The sequence below is a fragment of the Glycomyces buryatensis genome (genome assembly GCF_004912275.1).
GTDB lineage: Bacteria > Actinomycetota > Actinomycetes > Mycobacteriales > Micromonosporaceae > Glycomyces > Glycomyces buryatensis.
Window position 1 is genome coordinate 1 of sequence record NZ_STGY01000004.1, and the last position, 11,616, is coordinate 11,616.

The window sequence follows — 11,616 nt, forward strand, 5'->3', positions numbered from 1 at the left end:
CCGCCTGCACACCAGACGGGACACGGGACCGAAGCGACCAGTACACGACCGGACCAGCCGGTCAGCACGCCCCGAAAGCGGGGCTGCGCTCGACCGACCGGACCGGTGCGCGGGACGCTCGTTGAACGACCCCGTTCCACCGGAACGGACCGGTGAGAGGGATGGTCTCCGGTGGCGTTTGCTCGGTCGGGACCGACCGGTGGAAGTGATGCCTCCCGATGGGCTGCACCTGGCCGGAACAGACCGGCGCAGACGCGAAGCCCCTCAGAGGAAGGGCACGACCGACAGTCGCGAAGGCCGAGAACCGAGAGCCGAGAGGCCGATGCGTGATGACCGAAGCGGGACACGGGAAGGGAGGCACGACGGCCATGACAGCCATGCCGACCATGACGAACGCGGGCTCGACCACGCCACGCCCCTGCCCCGCCGACACTTCCGCACGGGAGGCCCGGCAGCGCAGGCCACCGGCCCCGGCCAGCGCCACACCGCAGACCGACCCCAGCCTGGCACCTTCCGACCTGGCCCCGGCAACACACCCGGGACCGGTCGGCCACTGCTCGATCGCTGCGAGCCCGAACCTGCACCGACGACCAGCCCCACCCCGGCACACCACCCCAACCGACCTTCCCCGTCCCTCCGTCGCTGCGAGCCTGAACGACAACGGAAAAGCCACCAATCCCCGGCGGCGCACCCCGGACCGGCCCACCACCACTCCATCGCTGAGGGTGGGAGAGGCCGTCGGAATGAATCGGAATGAATAGGCGCGCTTCCCTGGCAGTGGGAAGTGCGCCGGGTCTTTCCGGGCCGGGCGAGCTAGGCGATGTCGCCGGATTTGATTCCGGAGAGCAGGCCGCCGAGGTCGGCGGCGCTTACGCGGAGGTGGGCGTAGCTGTCGGCGACAGGAGTCTTGGTGTCTCCCACGGCGACTTCGCCGCCGAGGACGGCGATAGCGACGCACTGCCCGTTGCTCCCGCTGTCGCTCCGGGAGCTCTCGACCTCACCCCGGCCGATCTCCGCCTCCGGCGCCCGCGCCCGACCCGCCGCTCGCATGTGTCCACGATCGTCACGGAACTCCAGATCAAACCCGCCTAGATCAGCGGCCCCGCAGCAGGTCCGACTTAGGTCGGCCCGCTTTTGCCGCCTCGATACCCGTTGCGGTGCTGAGCCTGTACTGGCGTGCTCGCCGCATGGAGCGACGAGGGAACCGGCCGAGGAGTGCTGAGACAGCGGAGCACCGCGAATTGACGGTGCCTCTGGCAATCCGTGACCTGACACGGGACGACCTGGCCGATTGCGGATGGTCGGGCGGACCGCTCCATCTCGCGGCCGTGGCCGGTGAACTCGAGCGGGCCGAGGCGCGCGAGGTCGACTATCTGGCGGTCTGCGCACCCTCGGGGAGCCCGGTGGCGATCGGTGGGGTCGACTTCGTCCCGTTCGCCGACGCCGGCTACCTGTGGCAGCTGGCCGTGCACCCGCTCTTGCAGCGTTGCGGCATCGGCACGCTGCTGGTCGGCGCGTTGGAAGACCGCATCCGGGCTCGCGGGCGCTTCCGTGCGGAGCTGCGCTATGAGGAGCACGAGGCGGGGAACCGCGCCTTCTACGAACGGCTCGGCTACACCGCCTACGGCACCGTGGCCGACGGTTGGGACCAGCAGCTTCCGGGCGGTCGGATCGAGCGGTACGAGACGACCTGTGTGCAGATGCGACGCGAGCTGCAACCACTGGCGTCAGCCTCATGACCGGCACGTGCTCCCAGACTTGCACATGATTTCGCGAGTCTGGATCGCGGCACGCGTCCGCCTGCTGAAGCGTCCGGATCCTTCCCTTTGATACTGCGAGCGGGGCACGGGTTCTCCACCCGTGCCCCGCTTCGCTCGCGTCCTGTCAGATCAGGTTCTTGAGATCCTTCGCGATCAGGCCCGCCGCCACTCCGGAGTTGGGGCAGCCTCCGAAGTGGTGGAGCGCCACGACTTCATGCGTGTCCCTTGACAGCACCGGGGAGCCGGAGGAGCCGAACTCGGTGTCGCAGTAGTAGGACACGTCGCTGGCGGCCACATAGCCGTCGTAGACGGCGTCCTTGACCACGCAGTTGCCGCCGTCCACCGACGACTCCATGGCGATCTCGGTCGGGCGTCCGGCCGGGTGCTGGGGGATGTAGATCGCCTCGCCGCGGGTCGCCGGTGTGTCGGAGAGCTCCAGGGAGCCGAAGCCCTTGACGGCCTTGAAGTCGTCCACGCTGAAGAGCGTGTAGTCGAGGTCCTTCGACGTCGCCACGACCCGCTTGCCGCCCACCTTCACCGGTTCGGTCTCGCCGCTGCCGTCGCAGGAGGTGCAGCCGTAGCCGAACCAGACCTCGGTGCGCTGGGCCTCCGGAGTCTCGGAGAAGCAATGATGGTTGGTGAGCATCCGGTTCCGGTCGCCGACGCGGAACGCCGTGCACAGGATGGTGCCGTCGATCAAGAGGCGCGCTACGGGCTCGGCATGGTCGACCACGTCCGGATAGGAGTTCTCGTAGCAGGGCGAGGGCTTCTTGTCGTCGTCGGTGCAGATGCTCTCCTCGGGGCGGTCCCGGTCGTGCTTGTCGTCGATGACGGCGTCCAGGACCTCCTCGGGGAAGCCGTACGCAGCCTTGTCGACCACCGCGCCCAGCACCGCCGACGTGGACTGGCGGGCGGTGCGGTGGAGCTCGACGATCGCGGTGTCGCCGTTGATGGACGTGGCCCAGTCGTCGACCATCGACTCCTCGTAGCGGTAGGACTCGGCCCCGTCGGGGCTGGAGACCGTCACATAGTCGGTGTCGGTGAGCAGCAGGCGCTCGAAGTGGACCTTGACGTAGCTGGCCCCGGGCTCGGAGAGCTCCACCGTGTTCGACTCGATCGGGTCGGCGTACGTCAGCGACTCGGCGACGTCCACGGTCTCCCCGACATCGACCAGGCCCAGCAGCGAATCGTCGACGGGCAGTTGCTCGACCGCCTGGCCGAGGCCGCCGTCGGTCTGCTGCTCGGCGAGGGCCCCCGGGACCACCATGGCCGCCCCCGCCACCGCCAGCGTCCCCGCGAAGCCCGCGAGGGCCAGCTTGCGGCGTCCCCGTCCGCTCGCCCGCACCCGTCCCGGTCCTGGTTTCCGCACTCGTGCCGCCACCGCCGGCTCCTTTCGTGAGAGATGTATCGGTGGTTCAACGAATGAATGGGGGAGAAGTTGCGCCTCTCCCCCGTGGGACCGGGAGACTCAGGACACGGGCCTCCTGCGAAGGGCGCGTTGCCGACTCCCTTGCCTGCCTACCGACAGCGGCCCCGGATGTCATTGAGACCCGCCCGGGTCACCAGGACCAGGAGCTTGTCTCCGGCCTTGACTCGGAAGGACGGGGTCGGGTTCCAGCTGACGGCCTTGGAGGTGAGGCCCTTGCGAATCGCCAGCAGTCGGATCGAGCCGAACGCGGTCACGTTCCCGGCGTAAGCGTCGTCCAGTAGGGACCCCTCCTCTACCGTGACCTCCGCGATGTAGGCGTTGTGCTCCCGGACCGGGATCGTCTCCAGGATCTCGTCGTCGGTCAGCGCCCGCGCGAACGAGGCCGCCGCGACCTGTGGCGCGCTGTAGGAGTGGTGCGGTGAGGCGGTGCCGGGCGGGGTGCCCTTGTTCAGGTTCTGGCGCACCAGTTTCGCGAAATCGTCGTTGTAGATCCGCATGACGGTGCGCAGGTCGGAGCGGAGGTCGATCCCGGCCAGCGCGGTCTCGAGGTTCGCCGAATCCTGGCTGGCCATCGTCACCAGCGACCGGCACTTTTCGATCTCCGCTTCCCGCAACGTCTCCGGGCGGCTCGCGTCGCCGATGAGGACCTGCGCTCCGGCTCTGCGAGCGGCCTGGACGCCGGGAGCGTCGCGGTCCTTTTCGATAGCCACCACCTGGATGTTCTGGTCGGGGTCGTTGCGCAGCGTCTCGACCACGCGGGTGCCGAGGTTGCCGAGTCCGACCACGACGACGTGGTCGCGCACGGCCCTGAGCATTCGCCCTTCGGAGAGCGCGTAGCGGCGCTCGACCACGACTTGGACGATCGCACCGGTCAGGACCGGGACGATGAGCGCCCCGCTGAGGACCAGGACCGCGTGGGTGACCTTGAGCCACCGGTGGGCGGCCATCTCGGGGTCGAGGCCGCTGCCGACCAGCATGGACACCAGGTAGACGGCGTCGCCGACGCTGTCGACCGGGTTCGCCTGGCTCTGGTAGTGCATGAGGATCGCGCCGCTGGTGACGAGGGTGACCGCCAGCAGCCCCGCGGCGAGCACGAGCCCCCATTTGCGCTTGAGCGTGGATACCACGGCGTGTCTGCTCTGGCGCCAGAACTGGAGGGCCTTCTCCCACTTGGGGCGGATCCAGCTGCGCCGGCCCGAGGGTTGGAGGCACAGGATCCGCACGGACTCGTCCCGGTCCTCGGGGAGCATCTCCATGCGGCCGTAGCCGTTGGCGACCACCCATTGGGATTCGGCCCGTTCGTGGGGCACACGGGTGAGGTAGAGCCGTCGGCCCCAGATCAGGATGTCGCCGGGAGGGATCTGCTGGAGTGCGGCGGCCGCGTAGGTGCGGGCGACCATGTCGGCGTCGGACTCGACGAAGACGCCCTCGCCGCCGAGGAGGTTCTGGATGTGGTCGCGCAGTCCCTTGTTGTACATGCGGATGATCAGGCGCGCCGGGGTGTCGTCTTCGAGGTCCCGGGAGAGTTCGCGGACGCTGAGCGCGAGGTGGAGGTTCTCGACGTCGTCCTGGTTCATCAGGGCTACCGCGTAGGCGTGGTAGAGGCCGGCCTTGAGAATGGTCTCGGGGGTGACGCGCCGGGCCTTGACGATGTTGAGGCGGCTGTTGTCCTCCGCCTCCCGCTCGATTTCGGCGCGCTGGGTTCCGGGGGTGTCCGAGAGGAGGGCGACGACTCGGAAGGAGAACCGCCCGGTCAGGTTCTTTATGAAGCGCAGGGTCAGGCCGTTGTCGCCGACGACGATGATGAGACGTTCGGACTGCGAGGCCTCGTCGGGGGGAGGACGCCTCAGATCGGGGTACATGAAAGCAGTTTACGGACGATGGGCGAATCGCTCGGTCCCCAGCGTCCCCGCTTGGGGGACAATGGCAGTGCCGGGCATTGAGCGGCTACGGGCAGTCCTCCCCCGCTCGGGGGACAGGGACTCTCAGGCGTCGCGTTCGATGCGTTCGATGAGCTTGTCGACGTCGGCCTCGTAGTCGTACCAGTCGACGTCGTGGACGAAGCCGAGTTCGGAGTTGATCCAGCGGACGTCGTCGGCGGTCTCGATGGTCCAGGTCTGGACGTCGGTGAGCTGCGGTTCGGCGCGGCGCAGCTCGGTGAGCAGCCTGGCCTTCATGGACATGGCGAGGCCGTAGGAGCGGTGCGCCGGGTCGACGACGGTGTCGTACTGGTCGGCGCGGGTGGGCCGCTGGGCGGCGACGACGAGTTCGGTGAGTCCCACGACGTGGCCGAAGGGCTCGGCGAGGGCGACGACGATGTGCGAGCGCATCCCGCGCCGCTCCAGTGTGGCCAGTGAGTCGCGGAGGCGGTCGGCCTGGGCCGAGCCGCGCCATTCGGGGACGACGGCCACGTCGGCGTTGGCGCGCAGGTTCGCCTTGACGCCTGCGTAGGTGTCCAACAGGCGCTCGGGGACGCCACCGGCGTGGTATTCGAGCCGGTATCCGGCGGCCAGGCGCCCGGCGGCCTGCTCGATCTTCTCCCAGTCGACGTCGGCCCAGCGCAGCAGGTGCCGCTGCTCGACCACGGCCCGCTTGAAGCCGACCCGGTCGTAGAAGCCGACGGCCGGGGTGGTGGCGATGACCTCGACCGACAGGGTCCGGCAGCCCTCGGCCTTGGCGCAGGCGGCGACGGCGCGCAGCAAGGCCTTGCCGACGCCGTGGCCGCGGGCGGACGGGCGGGTCGACATCTCGACCACGCCGGTCCCGGCCTGGTCGCCGCCGAACATGATGAGGCTCGCGTGGCCGATGAGGTCGCCGTCGTCGTCGCGGTAGAGGAACGCGAAGCGCCGGTCGTCCGGGAGGGTTCCCACGAGGTAGTCCCGCAGCCGGTCGGTGCGCCACCTGGGCTCGGCGGGCATGTCGGCGGCGGTCATGTCGTTGAGCACCGAGCACCAGTCCCGGATGTCATCGGCTGTCATTTCGCTGGGCACGAGCTGCTTCAGGGGCATCTCTCATCCTTACCCGATATCGGCACCCCGCGGAACCCCAAGCCGGTACCGCGCTCCGGCGGCGCGGCCGTAGTGGCCCGGGCCGGATTGCTGGGGCCGCCGCTCATGCGGTGCTCTGCTTGCCGTATTCGTCGGCTCGGTCGTAGACCTTCTGCACGTAGGTGTCGACGTGGTTGTAGCTGAAAACGGCGTCGTACCAGTCGGCGGGCGTGGTCATGTCGTGCTCGTCGTGGCACAGGTAGTTCGCGGCCGCGACGGTGGCGTCGTCGATATTGTGCGGGTCGGTCTCGCCGTCGCCGTTGCCGTCGGCACCCCAGCGCTCCCAGGTGTCGGGCAGGAACTGCATGGGGCCCATCTCGCCGTAGGTGGAGCCGATGATGTCGGTCAGCGTGGTCCCGTCGGACTGGATCCGGTTGCCGCCGGTGGTCCCGTGGTTGGTCTCGGTCGCGCCGATGCCGGCGAGGGTCGTCCACGAGAGGTTGCAGCCGGGATTGAGGACGGAGGAGACGAGTTCGGCCCGCCCGTACGCGACGAGCGCCCGTTCGGGAATGCCCAGAGTGGTCAGCGACCCGGCCCAGGTGTCGAGGTCGTTGGCCACATCGGAGGGAGTGGAGGCCGAGTCCGAAGGCGACGGCGGCTCGGATCCCGGGGCCTGGTCGGGTTCGGCCGGGAGCCCGGCGGCCGGGGCGTCCTCGGGGGTGAGCACCAGCGGGGCCTCCTCGGCCTCCGGCTCGGGCTCGGACCCGTACGACCAGGCCGGGCCCGCCGTCGGGACGAGGTAGTAGCCGGCCCCCAGCGAGGCGGCGAGGGCCAGCGCGGTCACCGCGCACTGCACGGCCAGGCGGCCGACGTGCGACCGCAGGCCGCGGAATCCGGCCCGGATGCCGCGCCCGGTCGCCTTGAGCGCCTTCCAGGGCAGCGAGGCGAGCCTGCGGGGGAGGTCTGCGAACCGCACGGAAACGGGTGTCCCTTTCTGTTCTTCAACTCTTCACGTCGTGGGCCCGGTCCCGGCGGGCCCGAACTCGAAATCGCCCGGGCGCGGAGGCGGCGGGGCCGAAACGGCAACGGTGGCAAGTATGCACCCGGTGCCGCGGCGGCGGTGCCGGCCGACGCGATCGCCTCCGAATGAATGCTGCACGTGAGTATTCCCTATGTTCGATCGCGGCGGCAACGCCTGCCCTCGAACAATCTTGTTTCTGTCCGAATAAGCCCGCTACCGGCGACGGGGCTCGATCGTTTCCCCACCGGGCCCCGGGGCGGGACCGCGCCGCGCGGGTCCTGGGACCGTCGACCGTCGGGATCGAGCACTGCCACGAGCAGACCACGGGATAGTCCGCCTCACGTTGAGCGCACAGGGCCCCGGGCCGCCCGAAGGCGTCTGATTCCCCGTCACATCCGGTAACCGACTGAGATGGGGGAGACACAGTGAGGCCGCTGGGCTTGTGTCCGCGCATCAGCGCGCCACAGCCCGGCTTACGGGGGCTGAACGAAAGTTGATAGACAACGTGGACACGACTCAGGCAATCCTTACCGACACAGCCTATTCGACCTTGACCACCGCACCGTTTCCCGCCGCCGCCGGCCAGCTCAGGCCACAGGTCGGCGCCTCCCTCCCCGCGGGGGAGGTGACGTTCATGTTCACCGACATCGAGGGCTCCACCCGGCTCGCCTCCGGACTCGGGGCCGAGCACTACCGCATCGTCCTGCACCGGCACCGGGCCCTCATTCGCGAAGTCCTCGCGGCCCACCGCGGCACCGAGATCGAGACCGAGGGCGATTCGTTCTTCGTCGTCTTCGCCGACGCCGCCGACGCCGCCGGTGCGGCCGTTGACATCCAGACCGCCCTGCGCGGCGCCGAATGGCCCGACCTCGGGCGCGGGGCCGGACCGATCCGGCCGCGCGTCCGCATGGGACTGCACACCGGTGAGGCCTGGCCGTCGGCCGGCGGCTACGCCACGCCGGAGGTCCACCGCACCGCCAGGATCTGCTCCGCCGCGCACGGCGACCAGATCCTGGCCTCGTCCCAGCATGTGACCGCCGCCGGGCTCGATCCGCATCGCAGCGTAGAAGTCTTGGGCGCCTTCGAACTGCGGGGTCTGCCCGGCGTCACGGAACTGGTCCAATTGGGAGCCCCGGGATTGCCGGTGGAGTTCCCGCCGCCGCCCATTCAGCCTCTGAAACACCATTTGCCGGCCGACCTCAAGATCCCCATCGACCGGCCTGAGGAGTACCAGGCGCTCGACCGGGCCTTTGACAAGTACCGCCTCGTCACCGTCACCGGCCTCCATGGCTCGGGCAAGTCCACACTGATCACCTCCTGGGCGCGGCGCCGGCTGCGCATCTGCGGTGGCGGCGTCTGGTACTGCCGCCCCGGTGACGACCTGGGGACCGCGATCCTGGAGGCGGTGGGCCGGCGACCCGATCCGCTCCTGCGGCCCCTCGAGTCGGCCATTTGCCACCTCAAGGGACGCTCGGACCTCCTCGTCATCGACGACGTGGAACGCGACCACGCCTGGGCCGTCGAGAAGCTCCTGCGCGAATGCCCCGACCTGAGGATCCTCGCCGCCGGGGTGCGGCCGCTCGAACTGCCCGGCGAGGCCAAGCGGGCGCTGTCGCTCCTGCCCCACGGTCTGGCGGCCGAACTCGTCTCCGGCCTGTGCGAGGACCGGGGAGCGGTGTGGAGCGCGGCCGAATGCCGGGGCCTGGCCGCCGCCGTCGAGGGCTTCGTGCCCGCCCTCAGCGCGCTGGCGGATTACACCGCGTTCGCCTCGCCGGCTGCGGCGCTGCGGCGCCTGCGGGACGACCCGCTCGCGATCCTCGACGCCGGCGGCCGGTTCCGGGCCTCGGTGGACGAGGCCATCGCGCTCATCTCGGGCCCGGCCCGGGAGGTGCTGCTGGAGCTCGCCGAACGCTCCGGCGGTGCGACGGTCGATGAGGTCCTGGACCTGTCGCGGCAGCGGGACGGGAGCCTGGAGGCCCTGGTCGAACTGGTCGACGTCGCGCTGGTCGTGATCGAGCGGCCCGCGATGGAGCAGGCCCTGTACCGGGTTCCCACGCCGGTGCGCTGGCTCCTCGGGGGCCCGGCCGAGGTGCAGCCGGCCCCCGTCCCACCGGTCGCGGCGGCGGTGCGCCTCTCCAGGCGCCTGGTCAACGTGGTCGACATCGGCCGGCTGGTGCGCACGGCCTCGTTAAGGGGGGACGACGCGATCCGGCGCGGGCGCGCTGCTGCCGAGAGCCACGAGTGCGTCCGCGCGGTCGTCTCACGCACCTGCGCGCCGTCATGTTCGCCGATTCCGGCACGAGTGCGTCCGCGCGGTCGTCTCATCCACCTGTGTGCCGTCATGTTCGCCGATTCCGGCACGAGTGCGTCCGTACGGTCGTATTAGTTGCGCAGTCGTATGTGTTGCGCTACCGCAACTCAGCAGAGCTACGGGTACCGGTGGGTGGTATGAGATTCTTGAGCGGTGACTGACTGGCAACCCGCGCCGCTTGAGACCACCACCTCCGCCGCCTATATCGAGCGTGCCGTCCGGGTCATTCCCGGCGGCGTGAACTCGCCGGTCCGCGCCTTCCGGGGCGTCGGCGGCGACCCGCTCTTCATCGCCGACGCGTCCGGCGCCCGCATGAGGGACGTCGACGGCAACGTCTACATCGACCTGGTCGCCTCGTGGGGGCCGCTCATCCTCGGCCACGCCCACCCCGACGTGGTCGCCTCACTCGTCCGCGCCGCCTCCAAGGGCACCTCGTACGGCGCGCCGACGCTCGGCGAGGTCGAACTGGCCGAGGGGATCGCCTGGCGCACCCCCTGCGAGCAGGTCCGGCTCGTCTCCTCGGGTACCGAGGCGACGATGAGCGCCGTGCGGCTCGCCCGCGCCGCGACCGGCCGGGACGCCATCGTCAAGTTCGCCGGCTGCTACCACGGCCACGCCGACTACTTCCTGGCCCAGGCCGGCTCCGGCGTCGCCACGCTCGGCCACCCCGACTCGCCGGGCGTCCCCGCCTCCGCCGCGGCCGACACGATCGTGGTGCCCTACAACGATATCGAGGCCGTCAAGGCGGTCTTCGCTGCCCATCCCGGCCGCATCGCGGCGATCATCACCGAGGCCCAGCCGGGCAATATGGGCGCGATCGAGCCGCAGGACGGCTTCAACGAGAAGCTCTACAAGGTCGCCCACGAAAACGGCGCGCTGCTGATCTCGGACGAGGTCATGACGGGCTTCCGCGTCGCCTACTCGGGCGTGGCCGCCCCCGCCGACCTCTACACCTACGGCAAGGTCATGGGCGGAGGCCTGCCCGCCGCCGCGTTCGGCGGACGCCGCGACCTGATGCAGCAGATCAGCCCCGTCGGGCCCGTCTACCAGGCCGGGACCCTCTCGGGGAACCCCCTCGCGGTCGCCGCCGGGCTCGCCACCCTGCGCAACTGCGACGAGTCCACCTACCGCAGGCTCGACGCCACCGCCGCCGCGATCCAGCAGATGGTGACCGCCGCCCTCACCAAAGCGGGCGTGCCGCATTACGTCTCGGCCCCGTCGAACCTGTTCTCGGTCTTCTTCCGGGAGGGCCCGGTGCGCAACTTCGAGGAGGCGTCGGCCCAGGACCTGGACGCCTACGGGGCGTTCTTCCACGCCATGTTGGAAGGTGGCGTCTACCTGCCGCCGAGTGCCTTCGAATGCTGGTTCGTCTCGACCGCCATCGACGAGGAAGCCCTGTCACACATCGAACAGGCTCTGCCGCGGGCCGCCGAAGCGGCGGCTAGTGTGCGCTCATGAGCGGCTCGAAGACCATCGTCCACCTGCTGAGGCACGGTGAGGTGCACAATCCCACCGGTGTTCTCTACGGACGCATCCCCGGCTTCGGCCTGTCCGACCTGGGCCGCGAGATGGCCCTGGCCGCCGCCGAGCGCCTCGCCGGGCGCGACGTCGTCCACGTCGGCGCCTCCCCGCTCCAGCGGGCCCAGGAGACCGCCGAGCCCATCGCGGCCTCCCACCGCATGGAGACGACCACCTACGACGGCCTCATCGAAGCGGGCAACTCCTTCGAAGGCCTCAAGGTCGGTGTCGGCGACGGCGCGCTCCGCCATCCCAAGTACTGGTGGCGCCTGCGGGACCCCTTCAGGCCCTCCTGGGGCGAGGCGTACATCGAGATCGCCCGGCGCATGATGACCGCGATCGAACAGGCCCGCATCGCCGCCGAGGGCGGCGAGACCGTCCTCGTCTCGCACCAGCTGCCGATCTGGACCGTCCGCCGCTTCATCGAGCGCAAGCGCCTGTGGCACGACCCGCGCCATCGCGAATGCTCGCTGGCGTCGATCACCAGCGTGGTGTTCGAGGGCGACAAGGTCGACCGCGTCGAGTACTCCGAGCCGGCCGCCCACCTAGTCCTCAAGTCCGAGTCCGCCAAGCGGGCCAAGGGGGCCTGA

The 11,616-nt window shown here is 70.0% G+C and carries 9 protein-coding genes; 4 read left to right on the forward strand and 5 right to left on the reverse strand.

What is annotated here, in order from left to right; genetic code table 11:
* Positions 1–813: 813 nt before the first annotated feature.
* Positions 814–1,050, reverse strand: coding sequence for a DUF397 domain-containing protein (locus FAB82_RS01080; protein WP_136532694.1), 237 nt, complete (start codon positions 1,048–1,050; stop codon positions 814–816).
* A 197-nt stretch (positions 1,051–1,247) separates the two neighbouring features.
* Here FAB82_RS01080 and FAB82_RS01085 point away from each other — a divergent pair, with 197 nt between their 5' ends.
* A complete protein-coding gene (locus FAB82_RS01085; RefSeq protein ID WP_211116296.1) occupies positions 1,248–1,739 on the forward strand; it encodes a GNAT family N-acetyltransferase in 492 nt (163 codons plus the stop codon).
* A gap of 145 nt (positions 1,740–1,884) precedes the next feature.
* Here the strand turns inward: FAB82_RS01085 and FAB82_RS01090 are convergent, their stop codons facing one another.
* The 4 genes from FAB82_RS01090 to FAB82_RS01105 form a co-directional block, all read right to left on the reverse strand.
* On the reverse strand, positions 1,885–3,141 hold the full coding sequence (locus tag FAB82_RS01090; protein ID WP_136532696.1) for a trypsin-like serine peptidase: 1,257 nt from the start codon (positions 3,139–3,141) through the stop codon (positions 1,885–1,887).
* 137 nt (positions 3,142–3,278) lie between these two features.
* Positions 3,279–5,051: a potassium channel family protein gene (locus FAB82_RS01095; RefSeq protein WP_136532697.1), complete on the reverse strand. Its 1,773-nt coding sequence runs from the start codon at positions 5,049–5,051 to the stop codon at positions 3,279–3,281.
* Positions 5,052–5,174: 123 nt separating this feature from the next.
* Positions 5,175–6,197 (reverse strand): GNAT family N-acetyltransferase, encoded by a 1,023-nt coding sequence (locus FAB82_RS01100; RefSeq protein ID WP_136532698.1) that lies wholly within the window; start codon positions 6,195–6,197, stop codon positions 5,175–5,177.
* A gap of 103 nt (positions 6,198–6,300) precedes the next feature.
* Positions 6,301–7,152 carry a lytic transglycosylase domain-containing protein gene (locus FAB82_RS01105; protein ID WP_136532699.1) on the reverse strand — a complete coding sequence of 284 codons (852 nt, stop codon included), beginning with the start codon at positions 7,150–7,152 and terminating at the stop codon, positions 6,301–6,303.
* Between the two features lie 595 nt (positions 7,153–7,747).
* Here FAB82_RS01105 and FAB82_RS01110 point away from each other — a divergent pair.
* From FAB82_RS01110 to FAB82_RS01120, 3 genes are all read left to right on the forward strand, one after another.
* Complete coding sequence (locus FAB82_RS01110) at positions 7,748–9,583, forward strand: adenylate/guanylate cyclase domain-containing protein (RefSeq protein ID WP_136532700.1); 1,836 nt, start codon at positions 7,748–7,750, stop codon at positions 9,581–9,583.
* 78 nt (positions 9,584–9,661) lie between these two features.
* A complete protein-coding gene (gene hemL / locus FAB82_RS01115; RefSeq protein WP_136532701.1) occupies positions 9,662–10,966 on the forward strand; it encodes a glutamate-1-semialdehyde 2,1-aminomutase in 1,305 nt (434 codons plus the stop codon).
* On the forward strand, positions 10,963–11,616 hold the full coding sequence (locus FAB82_RS01120) for a histidine phosphatase family protein (protein ID WP_136532702.1): 654 nt from the start codon (positions 10,963–10,965) through the stop codon (positions 11,614–11,616). Before hemL ends, FAB82_RS01120 begins: the two co-directional genes overlap by 4 nt.

Coding starts and splice junctions, on each gene's coding strand:
- FAB82_RS01095 (WP_136532697.1), bottom strand. CDS start 5,051: ATGTACCCCGATCTGAGGCGTCCTCCCCCCGACGAGGCCTCGCAGTCC.
- FAB82_RS01120 (WP_136532702.1), top strand. CDS start 10,963: ATGAGCGGCTCGAAGACCATCGTCCACCTGCTGAGGCACGGTGAGGTG.
- FAB82_RS01080 (WP_136532694.1), bottom strand. CDS start 1,050: ATGCGAGCGGCGGGTCGGGCGCGGGCGCCGGAGGCGGAGATCGGCCGG.
- FAB82_RS01100 (WP_136532698.1), bottom strand. CDS start 6,197: ATGCCCCTGAAGCAGCTCGTGCCCAGCGAAATGACAGCCGATGACATC.